Origin of the sequence: Acetobacter oeni, assembly GCF_011516825.1 — a bacterium.
Taxonomy (GTDB): domain Bacteria; phylum Pseudomonadota; class Alphaproteobacteria; order Acetobacterales; family Acetobacteraceae; genus Acetobacter; species Acetobacter oeni.
The window spans coordinates 21,104-41,066 of the sequence record NZ_WOTA01000016.1; the positions used below are offsets into that span (position 1 = coordinate 21,104).

12 protein-coding genes are annotated in these 19,963 nt (G+C 58.5%); 10 read left to right on the plus strand and 2 right to left on the minus strand.

The window, feature by feature from the left end; genetic code table 11:
* Nucleotides 1-588 precede the first annotated feature (588 nt).
* A complete protein-coding gene (locus GOB90_RS11350) occupies nucleotides 589-3,504 on the plus strand; it encodes a TonB-dependent receptor plug domain-containing protein (protein ID WP_306309435.1) in 2,916 nt (971 codons plus the stop codon).
* 289 nt (nucleotides 3,505-3,793) lie between these two features.
* On the opposite strand, the gene GOB90_RS11355 is transcribed toward GOB90_RS11350, so the two are convergent.
* Nucleotides 3,794-5,107, minus strand: coding sequence for an Nramp family divalent metal transporter (locus tag GOB90_RS11355; RefSeq protein ID WP_146888824.1), 1,314 nt, complete (start codon nucleotides 5,105-5,107; stop codon nucleotides 3,794-3,796).
* Between the two features lie 461 nt (nucleotides 5,108-5,568).
* Between GOB90_RS11355 and GOB90_RS11360 the strand changes: the two genes are divergently transcribed.
* The 7 genes from GOB90_RS11360 to GOB90_RS11390 all read left to right on the plus strand — a co-directional run bounded on the left by GOB90_RS11360 (nucleotide 5,569) and on the right by GOB90_RS11390 (nucleotide 16,536).
* Nucleotides 5,569-6,351: a response regulator gene (locus tag GOB90_RS11360; protein WP_146888942.1), complete on the plus strand. Its 783-nt coding sequence runs from the start codon at nucleotides 5,569-5,571 to the stop codon at nucleotides 6,349-6,351.
* A gap of 115 nt (nucleotides 6,352-6,466) precedes the next feature.
* Nucleotides 6,467-7,795 (plus strand): ATP-binding protein, encoded by a 1,329-nt coding sequence (locus tag GOB90_RS11365; protein WP_373322060.1) that lies wholly within the window; start codon nucleotides 6,467-6,469, stop codon nucleotides 7,793-7,795.
* A gap of 89 nt (nucleotides 7,796-7,884) precedes the next feature.
* Nucleotides 7,885-8,955, plus strand: coding sequence for a purine-nucleoside phosphorylase (locus GOB90_RS11370; protein WP_146888827.1), 1,071 nt, complete (start codon nucleotides 7,885-7,887; stop codon nucleotides 8,953-8,955).
* Nucleotides 8,956-9,312: 357 nt separating this feature from the next.
* Nucleotides 9,313-10,350 (plus strand): CorA family divalent cation transporter, encoded by a 1,038-nt coding sequence (locus tag GOB90_RS11375; protein ID WP_146888830.1) that lies wholly within the window; start codon nucleotides 9,313-9,315, stop codon nucleotides 10,348-10,350.
* A gap of 305 nt (nucleotides 10,351-10,655) precedes the next feature.
* Nucleotides 10,656-11,177: a DUF2501 domain-containing protein gene (locus GOB90_RS11380; protein WP_146888833.1), complete on the plus strand. Its 522-nt coding sequence runs from the start codon at nucleotides 10,656-10,658 to the stop codon at nucleotides 11,175-11,177.
* 216 nt (nucleotides 11,178-11,393) lie between these two features.
* Entirely contained in the window at nucleotides 11,394-13,826 is a 2,433-nt protein-coding gene (locus GOB90_RS11385; RefSeq protein ID WP_146888837.1) for a helicase-related protein, read from the plus strand.
* A 220-nt stretch (nucleotides 13,827-14,046) separates the two neighbouring features.
* Nucleotides 14,047-16,536, plus strand: a complete 2,490-nt coding sequence (locus GOB90_RS11390; RefSeq protein WP_146888840.1) for a TonB-dependent receptor family protein — start codon at nucleotides 14,047-14,049, stop codon at nucleotides 16,534-16,536.
* A 63-nt stretch (nucleotides 16,537-16,599) separates the two neighbouring features.
* Here GOB90_RS11390 and GOB90_RS11395 read toward each other — a convergent pair whose 3' ends face one another.
* Nucleotides 16,600-17,820 carry a glycosyltransferase family 4 protein gene (locus GOB90_RS11395; RefSeq protein ID WP_146888843.1) on the minus strand — a complete coding sequence of 407 codons (1,221 nt, stop codon included), beginning with the start codon at nucleotides 17,818-17,820 and terminating at the stop codon, nucleotides 16,600-16,602.
* Between the two features lie 258 nt (nucleotides 17,821-18,078).
* Here GOB90_RS11395 and GOB90_RS11400 point away from each other — a divergent pair, with 258 nt between their 5' ends.
* Both GOB90_RS11400 and GOB90_RS11405 read left to right on the plus strand, forming a co-directional pair.
* A complete protein-coding gene (locus GOB90_RS11400; RefSeq protein WP_261765968.1) occupies nucleotides 18,079-19,005 on the plus strand; it encodes a tetratricopeptide repeat protein in 927 nt (308 codons plus the stop codon).
* Nucleotides 19,002-19,907, plus strand: coding sequence for a glycosyltransferase family 9 protein (locus GOB90_RS11405; RefSeq protein WP_146888846.1), 906 nt, complete (start codon nucleotides 19,002-19,004; stop codon nucleotides 19,905-19,907). The genes GOB90_RS11400 and GOB90_RS11405 overlap by 4 nt, the downstream gene beginning before the upstream one ends.
* Nucleotides 19,908-19,963 lie beyond the last annotated feature (56 nt).

A 19,963-nucleotide genomic window follows, 5' to 3' on the forward strand; every position in this document is an offset into this window, starting at 1 on the left:
CAACGGAGTCCTTATCAACGCATGTCGGAGCAATCATCGAATAGCCGGAGGGGTATCATCAGCCCCATATTCGCCCGAAAAAAGAAAAAAACCGGCCCATAACGAAATACGTTGTTGCTTTTCGGCAACATTAAGCCGGGCAAATGTATCATGAGCACTGTTATCTCGTTGACAGTGCGGCCTAACAGAGACGTAAATTGTCCATATCAAGTTCGAAACGTGTTGCCATACCCGGAAAAGCAACAGAGGCATTTCCGAAAGCAATAGCTGATGGAATGCGTCATGCAGGGTACGTCAGCACGTCCGGGTCACATCGTTGTTTATGCTTGCCTCGCCCACGGCCAGGCCATCTGAAACCAGACAGGCCTGAAGCGAGGAAAGATTCATGTGGAAGCATGCCGAATGAGCCAGATGTTAACTAAAACTGTCCGCTATCGGAAACTGCTTCTCCTTACTTTTTCGGCCACGAGCGGGATGATCTGTTCTTCCGCTTTTGCCCAGAGTACAGACACGCAGCCTCATTCGACCAGCAAAGCTCATACTAAAAAATCTAGGCCGGCCAGTAAAACGCCGGCGACAACGACCGCCGTGACAAGACCGCCAGCCTCAGCTGCTGCAGTCCCCGCAACGACTGTACGGTCAACGAACGCTTCGGTCGTCTCGAAGGCCGCCGCTATGCGTGGTATGGAGGCCAGATCCTCCGAATCAGAAAATGTCGTTGTAACCGGCACATTGTTTCACGACCCGAATGCCGCCAGCGCGGCTCCGGTTGAAGAGCTGACCGCTCGCGATCTTCAGCGTCGTGGCATCAAGACCGTGACAGATGCTCTGCAGCAGCTGTCCTCGAACGGCTCGGGTAATCTGACCAACGCGTTCGGTTCCAATGGCGCGTTTGCGACGGGCGCATCAGCACCATCGCTGCACGGACTGACGACCGATTCAACACTGATCCTGATGGATGGTCAGCGCCTGTCCTACTATCCGCTGGCTGATGATGGCGAGCGCGATTTCGTTGACACCAACTGGATGCCGAACTCGATCATGCAACGGATCGACGTAAAGGAGGACGGCGGGTCCGCGACCTATGGCGCGGATGCCGTGGGCGGCGTGATCAACTTCATTACCCGCAAGGAAATCAAGGGGTTTGAAGGCAATGCCGAAGGCGGGCTGAGCCAGCTCGGGATCGCGGGCCATCAGCGGCTGTACGCGACCTACGGACATGGTGACCTAGCGAATGATGGATACAACGTCTACATCAATGCGGAATACCAGCAGGATGACGCCGTCTATAACCGGGATGTCGGCTATCCGTACAACACCTCTAACCTGACCGGGATCGGTGGCACGAACTGGATCAACAACAGCAGCAATCCCAGTGCGACTTACGGAAGCACGCAGGCCATCGTTGCGCCCGTGGTCAACGGGCAGGTCGTCGGCTCCTATCAGCTTCTGAATCCATCCGCTTCGTGCGGGAAGTACGGTTCGCGTTCAAGCGGAACTCTCGGAGCGACGAATAACTACTACGGCAGCGGCTCGGCTTTTACGGGGTGCAGCACTGATACGACCAAAGCATATGGCCAGATCAGCCCGTCTATTCAGCGCATCAATACCACGCTCCATTTCACTGCCAATGTTACGCCGCGCTCACAGTTCACGACGATGTTCACCTACTCGCAGACCCTGACGGTCGCTCAGGGAATAACACCGGCCACCCTGCAGTCACAAACTCAGTCGAAGCAGGCCAGCTCGTACGATCTTCTGATTCCTGCTGTTCTGTCCAACGGGAAACTCAATCCAAACGATCCGTTCGCGGCACAGGGCGAGGCTGCGAGCATGAATTACATGTTTGGAGATCTCGTTCCGACAACCACTGCTTATAACCAGAATTTTCGTGGTTCGATGCGCTATAACGGCACGGCGGCCTCGAAGTGGGGATCGGACTGGAACTACGATTTCAATTTCGTCGGCATGGATTCTTTGCTGACCCAGACCTACACAGGTTACCCGACGATCAACGGAATCGAGAACGCGGTTAATAACGGCACATACAACTTCGTCAATCCGTCGGAAAATTCACAGTCCGTCCTGAATTCGATCGCCCCGAAAGACGTGGTCCATGACAGGACCCAGGAATATTCCTACGAGATGACGGCCAGCAAGGGTCTGTTCAAACTTCCCGGCGGTATGGTGAACATTGCTATCGGCGGAAACATACGCTGGGAGGCCCTGAATGCCCCCAACGCAAATCCGTACAATGCCGCCGATCCCGGAGCACAGTACTGGACCATCAATCCGGTCAGCGCGAAAGGCAGCCGCTGGGTGGAATCCGGATTCTGGGAGCTGGGTCTTCCCTTCCACAAGATGCTGAAGGGCGATCTTGCTGGCCGCTACGACAATTATTCGACCAGCACCGGTGTCAGTTACCACCACTATACGCCGCAGGCTAATCTCGTGTTCAAACCGGTCGATGAGTTCGCGCTCCGCGGTACATTCTCACGTGGTTTTCGCGTTCCCAGCTTCTCTGAAACTGGTGGCGACACTGTCGGTTATATTCAGAATACGATCACGAATTCCGCGTGGCTGGCGGAGCACAACAATAACTCTTACACCAATGCGTACTATGTCGGGCTGAACTCGGTTGGCAATCCGAACCTGAAACCGGAAATCGCGACGAATTTCAGCGGCGGCGCGGTCATCAGGCCACTCCCGTGGATAACCCTGAGTGCCGATTATTATTATATCAAGAAATCCAACTATATTATGGGCAATCCGCTGGGACAGGATGCGTCCGCGATCAGCGAAGATTATGTTACGGGCGCCGCGTTACCTGCGGGCATAACGGTCACGCCCGATACGGTTGATCCGGCAAATCCGACTGCCACCGCGCGCCCGGGCCTGATCAATTACAGTTACATCAACGCGCCATGGATGCGTACGGACGGTGTCCAGCTCGGCTTTACTGCCTCCCATCGCCTGCCAGGAATTCTGCATGAGATAAACTGGTACAGCAAAGGCGAAATGACCTTTGTCCGCCGGTTCTCAGTCGCGTTGCCCGATGGTGGCGGGGTTGAACAGTTCGCCGGGACAATCGGTCCTTACAACACGACGTCGGCTTCCGGCACGCCGCGCTGGAAGGCCAACTGGTCCAACACATTTATGTGGCGCAAGCTCGCGGTGACACCAACGGTGTATTACACCAGCGGTTACAAAACCGTTGCGCAGGACGCTGAGGGAGCCGGCGTCACGTCCTGTTCCGAGGCCCTGACCGGCTGGGACCAGGTTCCTTCCGGCCAGTGCCATGTCAAAAACTACTGGGACGTTGATCTGACCGTTAATTATCAGATTAGTCCACGCTGGTCAGTCTACGCTAACGTGTACAATCTGCTTGGCTTCCGCGCACCGTATGATTACGCGACTTACGGTTCGTATCTTTACAACTCTTCCTGGTCGGAGAAGGGGATTGTCTATCGCTCATTCCAGTTCGGCGTGAACGTGAAACTTTAATGGGGTGATTTCGGAGAGCCCTTTCGTAACGGGCTCTCCCCTTATAACAATTTCGGAAAGTCAGGATTCATTTTTTAAAAACAGAAGATGAAACTGGCGGGAATATAGATTGTGGACATGACCGTGCGTGTATGCCGGTTGTCGGTCTTTCAGCATTGCAAACATATTTTCGATGTAACGGCATTTCTTATACAGGTTCGGGTTTTCCTGGAAGGAATGCAGACTGCAGATATTCTGCCCGCGAGAGGCTTGCTGCCGGGTTATGTTGCTGTTCTGGCGCCGGTCGCTGTTATCCGGCAAGACTGCTGTAAAGCAGCTGAAAATTCAGCACCAGAATGATCCCCGCCACGGTCCAGGCCGCGCCCGCCGTGAGGCGTGAGATCACGAATTCTCCCATCAGCTTCCGTCGGGATACGAACCAGACCAGCGGGATAACAGCGAATGGCAACTGCATCGAAAGGACGACCTGACTGAACAGGAGAAGTTCGTCGACGCTCCGGTCACCATAGAGCCAGGTGGCGATCACGACCGGGATGATGGCGAGGCTGCGGGTGAGCAGGCGGCGGGCCCAGTTGGGAATTTTCAGGTGCAGGAAGCCTTCCATCACGATCTGTCCGGCGAGGGTGCCGGTGATGGTCGAGTTCGTTCCGGCGGCGAGCAGCGCCACGGCGAAGAGGGTGGAGGCGATTCCGGCGCCAAGGATCGGGGCCAGAAGGTGATAGGCATCGGCAATATCGGCCACGTCGGCATGGCCGCTGGTATGAAACGCGGCGGCCGCGACGATCAGGATGGCGGCGTTGATGAACAGGGCGAGGGTCAGGGCGATGGTGCTGTCGAGTGTGGCGAAACGGATGGCTTCCCGTTTTCCGGTCGGGGTGCGCGCGTAATCCCGGGTCTGCACGATGGATGAATGCAGATAGAGATTATGCGGCATCACGGTGGCGCCGATGATTCCGATGGCGATGTAGAGCATCGCACCGTCTGTCACGACCTGAGTGCGCGGGATGAAGCCACGGAGAATTTCCGCCACCGGAGGGGTGGCTATGGCGAGCTGCACGGCAAAGCACAGGGCGATGATGGCCAGAAGCGCGATGATGAAGGCTTCGAGATAACGGAAGCCGCGTCCCATCAGCAGAAGGACGAGAAAAGCGTCCAGTGCTGATATCAGCGCGCCGGCGAGCAGGGGCAGGCCGAAGAGGAGCTGCAGGGCCACGGCGGTGCCGATGACCTCGGCCAGGTCGCAGGCGATGATGGCGAGTTCGCAGGCGATCCAGAGCAGAAAGCTGATGCCGCGTGGAAAATGCGCGCGGCAGGCCTGGGCGAGATCCTGGCCGGTGGCGATGCCGAGGCGCGCGGAAAGGGCCTGCAGGAGGATGGCCATCATATTTGAGAGCAGGATGACGCTGAGCAGGGTGTAACCGAAGCGTGCGCCGCCCTGGAGGTCTGTAGCCCAGTTACCCGGGTCCATATAGCCGACCGAAACCAGATAGCCGGGACCGACGAACGCGAGGAACCGACGCAGCCATGAAGCGTCGGGACCGGGGACGCGCACGGAGGCGAAGACTTCGGACAGACTGCGATCGTGGTTTTCAGTGGTCGGCACGTGCGCTCCCTGGCTTTCGGCTTCGTATATGCATTATGCTATATTAAATTGCCTTCTGAAAACAATGTTACGTGTCTCCGGGGAGAAGGCCTGTCTGTTTGTCGGAAAATGTTCATGGGTTTGTTTCGGGCAGAAGCGGATGATGTGAGGGAACTGCATGACAAACCATGTCTGTTTGTCGGCGGGAGGGCGCAGGCTGCTTTGCGTTCGCGGACAGTTTCACCGTCCGGGGTGTGACTTTAAGTTATTGAAAAATAGAGTTTATATGAGTGTGGGGGCATGCCGGACACAGACGAATGGTGCCGACAATGTGCTTCCGGCCGGGTCGGTCGGGCTGAAAGCGCCAGTTGCAAAAAATCGCAACTTTTACCAGGTTCCGGAATACAGGGTCTCTGTCTGCAACATCTGACGCAAAAATGCGTTTCTATCTCGCTCCTGCAACCGGACAACACGACACGCGCATGAACGACACATCATTACCTTCACTTGCTCTGCAGGATCTTCCCGTCAGACTCCTCATCGTGGAGGATGATCCCGGGATGCGCACGCTTCTGAGCCGGACATTACAGTCGGATGGTTATCGCATCCGCGCCGTGCCGGACGCGCGGTCAATGTGGGAAGCGCTGGAGACCGAGGCTGCTGATCTGATCATCCTGGACGTGATGATGCCGGGCATGAACGGGCTTGATCTTTGCCGTGCGCTTCGTCAGGGCGGGGTGAGGGGCAATGTGGAAGACAAGGGATTTTCGCGCATTCCCATCATCATGGTTTCAGCCAGGGGTGAAGAACTCGACCGCGTTCTGGGGCTGGAACTGGGTGCCGACGATTATGTGGCCAAGCCTTTTGGTCAGAAAGAACTTCTTGCCCGAGTGCGGGCTGTTCTCCGGCGCGGTCAGCAGAACAGTGCGGTTGCGGCTGACCGGCCACGACGGGAGATGATCACCTTCGCGGGCTGGTCTCTCGATCTCCGGCGCCGTGAACTCTATGATCCGACCGGCGCCGTGGTCGAAATTTCCGGGGCCGAGCACGATCTGCTGGTCAGTTTTCTGGATAATCCGCAACGGGTGATTGGCCGGGATCGCCTGCTTGAGTTGTCGCGTACCCGTCTGGGGGATGTGTCTGATCGTTCGATTGATGTACTGGTCAGCCGGCTGCGTCGTAAGCTTGGCACCGACGCGGACAATCTGATCCGGACTGTTCGCGGGCAGGGATATATTTTTACGGCGCCGATTGAACGGGTCTGAGACTGCTTCTGTTCGGAACCGGGGCTAAAGGGCGGGTACCTTTGGGAACTGTTTTATAAATGGGCCGGTTTTTACAGGCCCGGGGTACAGTTTTTTGACATCGCAGGCACCATCCGTGAAACGCGAACGCCGGATCCGTCTCTGGCCGCGTGGTCTGGTCGGGCGCGTGATGCTCGTTCTGCTTGCTTCGATCGGTCTGGTCTTCGTCGTCAGCTGGACGCTCTATGAACATGCCGAAGCCTATATCGAGGATGGCGACCGCCTCGATCTGATCGGCGAGCGTCTCGCCACCGATGTCCGCGTGCTCGACGGTGCCGCACCGACGACGCGGCCCATGCTGACAACCATGCTGTCCACCAATGATCTGCGCATGATCTGGCTTCCTGTCAGCGCTCCTCCGGACAGGGAGGGGGAACCGGCGCGCATGTCGGAGCTTCACAGACAGCTTGTCGCTGCCAACCCCGTTCTCGCTCATGCCCAGCTTCGCCTGCATCCGGGGCGGCCCGGGAAATGGACCGATGTTACCGGGACCATTCTGCTTGCCGATCACAGTCAGATCCGTTTTACGGCCCCGGACATTCTTCGCAGCCATGTTGTGACCCGTGGTCTTGCCACGGCCACGATTGTTTCGCTCTCCGTGCTGCTGGCTGCGGGCATGCTCGTTCATGCGCTCAGCATGCCTCTGCGTGCTCTGGCCACTGTTGCCGATACGGTGGGGTCCGGGGAATGGGAGCCACTCGAAGAGAAGGGGCCGCGGGAGGTTCGTCGTCTGGCTCATGCCATTAACGAAATGCAGAAGCGGATCACGCATCTCATCGAGGATCGCACGGAGGCTCTGGCCGCTGTTTCTCACGATCTTCGCACGCCGCTCGCCCGTTTGCGTCTGCGTGCCGGTTTTCTCGCGGATGCGGAATCCCAGGAGTCCATTGAAGCTGACATCGACGAGATGGAAGCCATGGTCGGCGGTGTGCTGGCCTATCTCTCCGGCGAGAAGAAGCGTGAGCCCTCCCGCTCCATTGATCTTGCCGCCATTCTGACCACCATTGCCGATGACGCTCATGATCGGGGCGCCGTTGTGATTTATGAAGGTCCGCATCGTCTTCCCATGTGTCTTCCGCCTCTGGCCATGAAGAGGGTTTTTACAAATCTTGTGGAAAATGCGCTGCATTATGCAGGTTCGGCATCGATCCGCCTTACGGCGGAACGTGGCTGGGTCATTGTGGATGTGGAGGATGAAGGGCCGGGTATTCCGGATCTCGAAATCGGTCGGGTCACCACGGCTTTTTACCGGGTGGAAACTTCCCGGTCGCGTAAGACGGGTGGCCTTGGTCTGGGGCTGGCCATTGTAAAACGCGAGGTCGAACGGACGGGCGGGAGTTTTACGCTGGAAAATCGTCTGACCGGAGGCCTCAGGGCGCGGGTTATGTTGTTAACGGCGGTATGACGGTGGTGAGGCGGGACCGGGCATTTCCTCGCTTCCGTTTGTTCTGCTACCGTTTCGTGATGATGGTTCACGACGGAAAAGTACACCCGATGGCTCGTTTATCTGCTGCTGTTCTTTCGCTTGCCTGTGTTCTGGTTTCCGTTTCCGTGCGACCGGCTGCTGCTCAGCCTGTCATACAACCTCGCGTGATCGTGGTTGCCGGCTGGGAAAACGGCGCTGACAGCGGAGACGCGCCCGGTGAGTATCAGGACTGGGTTGAGCGTGAGCACCTCAGTGAGACAGTCCCGGTCCGGGGCGTGCCGGGCGTCATTTTTCGGCGCAATGATGATGGTGTGTACGGGCTTGTTCTTCGCTATGGGTCTTCGGATCTTCTGACGCTGGCGCTTGATCCACATTTTGATCTGACAAAAACATACTGGCTCTTTACCGGCATTTCCGGCGTGAACCCTGATGTTGCGTCTGTTGGCAGTGTTGCGTGGGCGCGCTGGGTTGTGGATGGCGATGCTGTCAGGGAAGTCGATGACCGCGACATACCGAAGGACTGGCCTTACGGACTCTATGCGATTGGCGCGGCCCGTCCGGACACTCTGCCTTCTGCTGCCAATCATTATGGGTCGGTTACGGATGTTGCGGAACTCACCAGAGCCTATCCTCTGAATCAGGGACTTGCCCGCTGGGCTTTTGCCATCAGCAGGCAGGTCAGGCTGGATGATGATCCGAAAATTGCCGCTGCCCGAAAAGTCTGGATCGGGTATCCCCTGGCTCAGAAGCCGCCTTTTATTCTGATGGGAGAAACGCTCGGTGCGGAACGCTACTGGCATGGCGCAAGCCGCAATCTCTGGGCGGAGAGATGGGTGAAGCTCTGGACAAAAGACGCAGGCACGTTTGTCATGACCAATGAGGAAAGTCAGAGTAATCAGCGTGAGATGCGGTTGCTTGCCAGCCGGCAGCTCATCGATCCTGAGCGGATCATGGTGCTGCGTTCGGCCAGTAATTTTGATATGCCGCCTCCGGGGATCGGGCCGACGCAGTCGATGGGAGACGAAGGCCCGGGTCAGCCGCTTGCCTTTGACAATAATGAACGGGCCGGCGCGCCGGTTGTGCGGGAACTGGCGACGCACTGGAGCCGCTATCGGGATACCGTGCCGATGGCGCAGTGATACGGTCTTTGCATGGCGGGGCAGGATATTCCGGCTGCCGGCGGTTGCTGTCCGGCCCCTGCACCGCGATCTGCTGATAAACAAACAGGTTTCCAAAGGCCCCGGCCTTTGGCGGGTTTCAGGGCAAGGCCCTGAGAAGTAATGCGAACAGAGCCACTGTTTTTCGTTCCATGCCCGAAAGAACGGCAATTCTGCGCCCGCCGGAAGACGTTTCCTTTGTCGTCATAAATTCAGCAATTACTCCGAGCCGGATTGTCAGTCCACAATGCCTGTGCGACATCATCCCCCGATGGCGGTCGGCTGTCTCCGGAGCATTTTGCCGGCTTCCCGTTCCGCGGAGATACGAGGAGGGATTCAATGCACGATGTTCAGTCTCTCCCGCTTGCCGCAACGGATGTGGGCGCTGCCCTCGCGGATGGTCTGGTCTGGGCTATTCTCTGTAATCCGGGAGAAAAACCTGAAAAACTGCATCCGGAAGAGGTTGCGGCACGGCTTTCGGGGCGTCCGTTCGGACATCCGGGATGGGCATGGCTTCATTTTGACATCGTGCACACTGTTTCCCGCGCGCAGGTGGAGGCCATTCCGTGTCTGCCGGACGACGTGAAGCAGGCTCTGACCAGTACGGATCGCGGCGCCCGTCTGGAGTCTGAGGACGATCTTGTTTTTGGCGCGCTGCCTGCGTTTGACGATGCGGCTTCCGATGATGATCGCGATGTCTGTGTCTGGCGCTTCGCGCTTCTGCCGGACCTGCTGATCACCACCCGCCGGCATCCGATCCCGGCGCTGGGCGTGGTTTATCGCGAATTGCAACGCCAGAAAGTGCCGGAGAACCCGGCCTGTCTGGTGGATCGCGCGCTGCTTGAGTTTGCCGATACGGCCCGGCGGGATCTGTCGCGCCTTGATGATCATCTCGATCGTGCCGAGGATGTGCTTCTTCTGCTGGATCGCGATACCGATCTCGGCCGGATGGGTGGTATGCTGGGTCAGGTACGCCGCCGGTCCACCGAACTGCGTCGGGTCATTGCGCCGGTAAACCGCATTTTTCACGATGAGGAACTGGAACTGCCGGAATGGGCGGAAGATGATTTGCGGGACCGGTCGCAGCGGCAGATTCATGGCGCGCTGGACGATCTTCTGGCGCTTCAGGACCGGGCGCGGTCGCTGCAGGATGAGCTGACATCCAGTCAGGCGGAAGAGACGAACAGGCGCCTCTACATTGTTTCCGCTGGCACGACCCTGATGCTGCCCGCAACTTTTGTGACCGGATTTTTCGGTATGAACACGGGTGGAATGTTCCTGACCGGCGGGTCGTGGGGCACCGTTTATGCAGGTTTCATCTGCTTTCTCATCATGTTGGGAACGTGGTTTGTACTCAAATTTACACGGATGCTCTGAGCATCCGTAAGGGCATCTGTTTTTGTTTCGGTCGCAGATATTATTCCAGGATCGAATTGCTAATAAAAGCAGTTTCAATGCCAAAATGAGGTAAAATTTTTCTCTAACGCAGTAAACTCTGTCCGGTTGCTATCGATTCAGTGAGCCCTGTATCGCGAAAAAAACGATTGCTGTCTGGAAAAACTTTTCGGACTGTCGCGCTTTAATATCGCGAGATGGCTGGTAATGCCGCATCAGTCTGCAGCAGAGCTGTTTTTATCTGATTGTGGCAGTTCACCGGCCTCGTTGAGAAAGGTTGATTATCAATGTTTGGTTCCAGACAGCTTGCTCTTCTTGCGTCCTGCGGGCTTGTTTTTGCCTCTGTCGGTGCGGCGCACGCACAGACGTCACAGCAGCTCCCGGCCGGTACTACGCTTTCCGCTCCGCCTCCGGGTTCTGTTCCTGTGACAAATCCGGCGGATGCGGCTTCCGCGCCGACGCAGGGTGCTCAGATGGTTCATGGCGTGACCGGCGCGGACACGGCGGGAACGCCGGGCGCTGTGGGTGCGGGTGGGATGCCATCAATTGACAATGCGGGCACAGGCAATGTTGCAGGGCTGCTGTCCTACTGTGTCGATAAAAAATACACGCCTGGCACCACGCCCCGGACCGTTGCCCGCAAACTGGCGGAGCGTCCCGATGTGAAGAACGACCAGGCCTATTCGCTTGGCGGGCAGGGACTGTTGCAGAACGGCACCAGCACACCGTTCGATATCTCCACGTTAAAAAAATCCCAGCGCGTGAAGCTTTGCAGTGATCTGACCAAAAAAGGCCAGTCCCTTCAGTAATAGTGGCGAAGCAGAGCTTTAACCCGCTCAGACGGGTTCAGGCCTCTGCTGTGAAGACTTAAAGGGGGCAGGTCTTCAGAGACCGGTTCGCTTTATAAATCAGGGCGCGGAAGCTGAGGTTTCCACGCCCTTTTTCCTGCAGACCTCACGGCGGATAACGATACGTCCCATCTCCTGCCATTGCTCAGATCGGGATGATCGCGCACACTTGAGCGCATGAATACGCCGAACGGCTCTCCGCCCCCTTCGACCGGGCTTCCGGATGCGGAACTGATCCGCGATCCATCGCTTTCTCCTGCCAGAGCCGCTCTTGAGGCTGCTGTCGCACGCACCGGCATTATCATTGCGCCGCGTGAGGAGACGGCCCTTCTGCGCCGGATCAGCCGCGCTTTGACGCCGGACGCCCGGAACATATCGGACGAAGTCTTCCGCGCCGCGCTTTGTGCGGTGCGCCGCAAGCGGTGGACGTCCCGTCTGATGGATCTGACCCGGCGTGAGAGCCGGATATGGGTCTCACGCGAGGATATGGAGCGGGCGGCGGGAACGATCACAGATCCGGGGGCCTCCGATCCCGCGCTGCTGATCGCTCTGGACCCGGTGATGAGCGATCGCTTCCATGAACTGGGCGCGACGCCCCGGACGGCGCTGGAGGCGATGAAGGCCGATCTGCTGGATACGGGCCGCGTTCTGTCCGCCGCGCAGACAGCCCGTCTCGCGGAAGAAATCGCGGAGGCCTTCGATCTTACTGATCGTGCCGGCTTTGTCGGTGGCGCTCAGCAAGAAGCCGAGAAGCGCGCGCGCGCCGAAGCAAGTATCGAGCACACGGCCCGGACGCGTCGCGAAAGCGAGGAGCGGCGCCTGAAGGAGTGGGAGAGCAGTCTCGTCCGCTTCCAGGAGGTGCCGCGCCTGCTGCATTGCTCGCATCGCGAGGCTCTGCGCTGGATTGCTGAGAACCGTCTGCCGGTTGCGCGTCGTGTCAGCCAGCCGGAAGGGCAGGAGCTCTGGGAGTTCGATCCGGCGGAGATCATTGCGCTGCGCCCGCTGCTGCCTGAGTGGCGGCGCGGCACTTCGGAGGGCGGTGATCGGAAGGAGCGGCAGGGTCGGGGGCGAGACCGGCGGGACAATCAGCTTCCCGAACCGCCCGCGGTCGGCAAGCATGTTGCGAATGCGGTAATCGCCCGTGTGGCGGCGCTGGATCGCTATGCGGCTCATTTTCGCACGGCGCGGGCTCTGGATCGCCGGATCACCCTGGTTACCGGACCGACCAACAGTGGCAAATCGCATACGGCGCTGGATGCGCTGGCCCACGCGGAAAGCGGGCTGGCCCTGGCGCCGCTGCGACTTCTGGCCCATGAATTTCGCGAGGCGCTTGCGGCGCGCGGCGTTGAGGCTTCGCTGGCGACGGGCGAAGAGCGGTTCATCATTCCGGACAGTCGTCATCTGGCCGCGACTGTCGAGATGTGTCCGTTCAGAAATCCTGTCGATGTTGCGGTCATTGACGAAGCGCAGATGCTGTTCGATGCGGATCGCGGGGCGGCCTGGACGGCGGCGATCATGGGTGCGCCGGCGCGACATCTTTATATTCTTGGGGCGCCCGACTGTATTCCGATGGTCCGGCGCATCGCTGAACTCTGTGGCGACCCGGTCGATGAGATTTCACTGGAGCGGAAAAGTCCTTTGCGGGCGGCGTCCTCGACCGTGCGGCTTACGGATCTGCGTTCGGGAGATGCTCTGATTGCATTCTCGCGTCGGGAGGTGCTGGATCTGCGCGCGGCCCTGATGGAGCACGGACGGCGCGTGGCGGTTGTGTACGGGGCGCTCAGTCCGGAAGTTCGCCGGGCGGAGGCGCAGCGTTTCAATTCCGGGGCGGCCGATATTCTGATCGCCACCGATGCGATCGGCATGGGGCTCAATCTGTCGATCCGGCGTGTCGTGTTTGCATCGCTGCGAAAATTCGACGGACGACAGACGCGGGATCTTTCCGTTCAGGAGGTGAAGCAGATCGGGGGGAGGGCCGGGCGTTACGGCAAACACGAGGACGGCATTGTCGCTGTGCTGGCGGATGCGGGAAGTCCGAAATTCATCCGGGACCGGCTGAACGCACATCCCGAACCGCCGGAAGAACTGCGCCCTTATGTGCAGCCGGACGCGGAGATCGTTCGGGCCATTGCGACCGAGATCGATTCAGACAGTCTCTATGGTGTTCTGGCCCGTATCCGGCGGGCGGTTCTGCGGCATGACGATCCGAATTATCGTCTGGCTGATATGGAGCAGCCTTTTGCGATTGCGTCCGCGCTGGAAGGGGTTGTGGGGCTCGATCTGACACAACGCTGGACCTATGCCATGTGTCCGGTGGATGACCGGGACAACGGCATCCGTCGGCTGGTCGGCTGGGCGGCGGACCATGCCGCGGGGATCAGGGTTCCGCCGCCAGGAACCGGACGTCTGCCACCCGCTGACAAGGCGGGCCGGGAGGAGCTTGAACGCGCCGAGAAGCGTCACAAGCGGCTGGTGGCATGGCGCTGGCTGGCATTGCGCTTTTCGGATTTTTATCCTGACCGGGAAGAGGCTGAAGAGTCGACCCGCAAGCTGAATGACTGGATTGAGAGCGTGCTGCGGCAGCAGAGCAGAGCCCGCAAACGGCACTGAGGAGACGGCCCGGCGCCTGACGGATATTATCTTAAATAGCTCTTATCCGGCGCCGGTATAAGGTGTTGCGGATACAACACGATACAGAGTCTGAAACTCATTCCGGAATATCTGTGTCTTGTCGCAGGGAAACTTCGCCGCATAAACCTTTCCGCAATTGTCATATTTTCGACATATACGGCACGTCGTCCCTTTGCCGTGCCGGGAGGGATAGTTTTTTATGCATATCGACGTGCGCCAGGATTTTCTGAGCAGAATCGGCGCCCGGTTACGACGCTTCCGACGCGTTACGCCGGTTCTGCTGTGCTCCACAGCGATTGCATCTTCGGCTTATGCGGCTGACAAAAAGCCGGTGGCACGTCATGTGACCAGTCATCCGGTCGCAGGGTCGCAAAAGACTGCGGCGGCGCGCAAGCCGGCCGCGCCTGTCCGGCATCGGCCGACCTCGATGAATGCGTCCGGTGATGCCGAAGCCGTTGTCGCCACCGGGCACCGTCACGTTTCGCACGGCGTGAACGAGGTCGTCTCCCGCACGACGATGGATCATTTCGTCGCGGGAACCAGTCCGATGCAGATTCTGGCTCAGACCACGCCTGGTGTGAGCTTTCAGTCTTCCGATGCGCTCGGTCTCGATACTGTTGCCGCCACGCTCTATGTTCGTGGTTTCAATCAGACGCAGCTTGGTGTCAGTCTCGACGGTATTCCGATGGGAGAGCAGGGTTTCCATAACTGGTACGGGCTGAATGTCGATCAGATGGAGATCCAGGATAACGTCAATTCCATTACGGTCTCTCAGGGCGCCGGCGCTCTGAGTACGCCGTCCACACAGACTCTGGGTGGCGCGATTACTTTCACGTCTTCCGATCCGGAAGATAAGGCCGGTGGCCGGATCAGCCAGACTTTCGGCAGCTACAACATGTTCCGGACTTTCGGGCGCGTTGACAGTGGTATTCTGAATCCGACCGGTACGAAGTTCTATGCCGCCTATGCCCGGACGGATATGGATCTCTGGAAGGGTTACGGAGATCAGCAGGAGCAGCAGGCCAATTTCAAGCTGGTCCAGCCGCTTGGCAGTAAGGGCAAGATTCAGGCGATTTTCGATTATTCAAATTTCACACAGTATAACTTTCTGGGCATGACGAAAAACATGTGGGAGCAGATGGGGCGCCAGGCGGCCTACCTGAAGCCCAATTATCAGAAGGCCATTCAGTGGGCGAATCTTGCCCAGTCCGGCTCGGGTGTGCCGGCTGAATATGCCGGTCGCCTGAGCAATGACGAAGTCGGCGACGTGACCTATGACGGTACGCAGATCCAGCGGAACTATCTGTCGGCTCTGACCGGCGAATACGAGATTTTTCCGAATGTCACGTCCAGGACGGTCGCTTATGGCCATGTCTCGAATGGTGTATACCAAGGCACGAACAATTTTATGACCTCGCCTTCATCGGGCGTTCCGCTGGTCGATGAAGCGGGGCATCCGGATGTCAGACGGCTCGGTTTTACCCAGGCTTTCGAGATCAGACTGCATAAGAACGATATTCAGACCGGGATCTGGTACGAAAACAACAGCTTCAATTATCCGATGCGACTTTATCAGGATGGTCTCACCGAAGCGCACAATTCGAAAAGCGATTATCTGGAATCACAGGCGACCAATCTGTGGAAAGATTCGTTTAATACGAACACGTTCCAGTTCTATCTTCAGGACACCTGGACGATTATTCCTGGCATGACGTTGCTTGGCGGCTTCCGGTCCATGACGCAGACGACGCATGGCGGCACGAAATATGACAATACGGCTGCTCTGGCTTCCACATGGGATACCTATTACCAGCATCCGGCCAATGGCAGCCTGACGGCTTCAGCCGCGTTTCTTCCGCATTTCAATTTCGACTACCATTTTCTGGATCATCACGAATTTTACTGGGACATTGCCGAAAACGAGCGGGCCTATGATTACTCGCAGCAGTCCGGCAGCGGATCAGCATGGTCAGGTCTCGGGACAAGTGCAACTGTTGATTCGGCTCAGCAGGTATTTAACGAGAACAAGAGCAAGCTCAAGCCTGAGCGTACATGGAATTATCTTGTCGGCTATCGTTTCAACTCCGAATATTTTTCGGGAAGCGCTGATTTTTATCATACGGATTACTATAATCGTCTTGCTGCCATCACGGCCGGCACGACAAACAATATGTACAGCTCGTACATCAATGTTGGTCGTGAGACGATGAACGGCGCGGATGTCATGGGCACGGTTCGTCCCTTTAAAGGTCTGGCCATCACCAACAGCTTCAGCTGGAACGATGCAACCTACCAGACGAAGGATCTGCCTTACGACGGGTCAACCATCAGCCTGAAAGGAAAACATCAGGTCTATTACCCGAAGTTTATGTATAAAGCCGATGTGACCTACACGTGGCGTCAGGCAACGTTCAACTTCAACACTTCGTATATGGGTTCCCGTCCGATGACCTATACGAACGATGTCCGGATTCCGGCATACTGGGCATCTTCCCTGTCCGCGAGCTATAATTTCGGACAGATCGGTTTCATGCGCGGTTTCAAGACGGCGTTTGGAATCAACAACCTGTTCAATCAGGGCTATATTGGCGGTGTCTATGGTGCTGCCTCGGTCTCCGGCGATGACAACCCCAACCTGTTTGCGGCGGCTCCGCGTCAGTTTTTCGGAACCGTCAGCGCTCAGTTTTAAGAAACAGAGATGTGACACGGGGGCCTGCCCCTGTGTCACGGCCCGGACGATCCTGGAAGACTGTTATCCGATAAGGGAAAAATCCGGCTGTGAGTCTGATGTAAACTCTTTGCTTTTGCTCAGCGATGTGCCGAGCAGTTCGTCATAGACCGCGAGTGTGGCGGCCTGCATGGCCTCCGTAGTGTAATGCATCAGTACATTTTCGCGTGCCCGCCATCCCATGCCGGCACGGTCCTCCGCCGAAGCTTCAAGTGTGGCGGCGATCATTTCGGCCAGAGCGCCGGCGTCACCGGGTGGAAAGAGGATACCTGTGTCGCCGTGGGTGACCGTCTCCATGGCGGCACCATGTGCCGCAACGATCACCGGTCGCGCCATGGCCTGAGCTTCCACTACCACACGTCCGAACGGCTCCGGTTTCAGGGACGGGATGACCACCAGTTCGGATAATGCCAGGGCGGCGGGCATATCGGCGCAATGGCCCCCAAAGCGTATCTGCTCGGACAGGCCGAGCGTTTTGACCCGTTCTTTCAGTTCTTCCGGAAATTCCGACCGGTCAGGAGCTGAGCCGACGAAAACGCAAACCCGGTTCCGGGTCGTCAGGCCTTCCCGCATCATCAGGGCGAGCGCGTCGAGCAGCAGGGTCTGGCCTTTCCATTCGGTCAGGCGACCGGGCATAAGGATAACGGGAGCATCTTCCGCGATGTCCCAGGCATCGATGAGCATCTGAATGCGGTCGCCACGGACCAGCTCGGGGTCGAACTGGCGTGTATCGGCGCCTCGCGGGATGACGCGGAGCCGGTCGGGGCCGACATCGTAATCACGCAGCAGACGGTCACCGATAAACTGGCTGATGGCGATCACACGGTCGCCTGAAGCCAGAACGGAGTTGTATTTCTTCTTGCCCGGAAAGCTTTCGCTGTGGACACCGTGCCAGGTCGTGACGAATCGGGTCTGCTTCGCACGGGTCGCGAGCCGGGCAGCCCAGGCCGGAGCGCGGGAACGGGCATGAACCAGACTGACATTCTCGCTGGCAATCACGGATTTCAGCCGGCTGGCATTTCTCAGAATGGCGTAAGGGGATTTGTCGCCAAGATTCAGGGGAATATGGCGGCCGCCGTAATACGCGACTTTTGGCACAAGACGGCCTTCCGCGCTGGCGACAAGCGCTGTGCCACCTGCGCGGGTGATGGCTTCGACCATTTCGATGGTTCCGCGCTCTACCCCTCCGGCATCGAGTGCGGGCAGAACCTGGAGAATAACGGGGCGGCGGGGCGGCACACTCATAGTTGTTCAGCCCTAGCATGCCCCAGGCAATCCTGCATCCATAACGATGCTTCGCAGCGGCCAGTCTTCCCGGTCAGGATATGCGGTTCAGCTTTTCCCCGGATTTAATCGGGTTGCGTGAGGCAGAGACGCCTGTCTCAAAGGCGTAAAGTCAGCCGCGAGACTTGACCGGAATGACCAGGACGCGGTCAAGTAACAGGGATGTCCGCCTGTCTTCAGCCCGCCCGCGGCGCAATCCCTGTTCCGGTGATGGCTTCCGTGACTGATTATCGCCGCGAGCACACTTTGCGCGGGTTTGTTATGTCACGCGCGCCCGCGCTCATGGCACCGGCCGTCTGCTTAATGCTGATCTGTGTCTCTTCGGCACTTGCGAGTCCGGCGGCAGTGCGGGGAAAGCCTGTCGAAGCGGCACTGCCTTCGTTCTCGTTCTCTGATTGCCTGGCATTGCTGGATGATGATCCGTCCGATGTCAGTGATTATGTCGCCAGCCATAGTCACACCGGCGATGAACGGGCTGTCCGTCACTGCGAGGCGCTCTCGGATGTGTTGTCGGGCGATTTTACCGGCGGCGGGGAGCGGCTTGATGCTCTGGCGTATGATGCGACCCGCAATAAGAATACCGAAGATGCCACACCCGAGGAACGGGCGGATGTCGCGGCGGATGCTGCTCGGGCCTGGCTCGCGGCCGATATGGCGCGCAAAGCGGAAGAGTCCGCTTCTTATGGTCTGACACTCGCGCCGAACTCTGTTGCGCTGCGTCTGATCCGGGACCGGGCGCTGCTGCGTCTCGGACAGCCCGATACCGCTCTCACCGATCTTAAGGAACTCTCATCCAATCCTCTGCTGGCCTCCGAAACGCACCTGCTGAAGGCAACGGCTGAACGGGAAACCGGTCATATGAAAGCCGCACGGACGGATATCGACATCACCCTTGCTGAGACGCCGGATGATCCTGCTGCCCTGCTGGAGCGTGGTATTATCCGCCAGCGTCTTGGCGATCCTGCCGGGGCCAGGTCTGACTGGGAGCAGGTTATCTCGCTGGCCGCCGACTCGCATGAAGCCGATCTTGCGCGGCAGGATCTGGATGTCCTGGCTTCGGACCCGGATTCGGCTCCGGTGCATACTGACACGGCAGCCAATCAGACGTCCGCCGCTCCCGGACAGTCCTCGCCCGCGCATCCATGAACCGACATATTCTGGTCATCAAACTTGGTGCTCTTGGCGATTTCGTGCAGGCATTTCCGGCTTTTCAGGCGATCCGGACTCATCATCCGCACGCCCGGATAACTTTGCTTACAACCCGGGCCTTTGCTGGTCTGGGAGAGGCCAGTCCCTGGTTTGACGCGATTGAAGTGGATGAGCGCCCGAAAATTACGAATCGTCGGGGGATGAGACATCTGAAGGACCAGCTTTCCGGCTTCGATCTGATTTACGATCTGCAAACGTCCGCACGCTCGACCTGGTATTATCGTTTTGCCGGGCACAGGATGTGGTCGGGGATCGCCGGACAGGCGGCTCTGCCCCATGCAAATCCGTGGCGCGACCAGATGCATACGCGGACCCGGCAGCGGGACCAGTTGCGGATGGCGGGGATTCCGGAGGTGCCGGACGCCGACCTTTCCTGGCTTGTCGAAGCGGGACCGGTGATCGCGGAGCCTTATGCGCTGTTGTTCCCGGGGGCCGCGCCGCATCGCCCGGGCAAGCGCTGGCCGGCGGAACGGTATGCGGAGCTGGCCTGTGAGCTGAGCCGGCGCGGGGTGCTGCCGGTGATTTCCGGTAGTCGGGAGGATGGAGAGCTGGCGTCTGTTATCCGTGCGGGCTGTCCCGGAGCCCTGGATCTGACCGGGCAGACCACGTTGCCCGAACTGGGAGGGGTGTGCGCGCGCGCCTGCCTGGCCATTGGCAACGACACCGGGCCCATGCACCTTGCTGCCGCCATGGGCTGCCGCGCCATCACCCTGTTCTCGGGCGAGAGCGATCCGTCCCTTACCGCGCCGTCTGGCCGGACGGCGGGGCAGGTTCGGGTGATCCGGGTCAACGATATGGCAACTCTTTCCGTGGACAGGGTTGTCTCGGCTCTCGGCTGACGCCATTAAAGTCGGCTTTTCGTGCAACGGTCACTTATGCGGCCGTTCGATCTGAT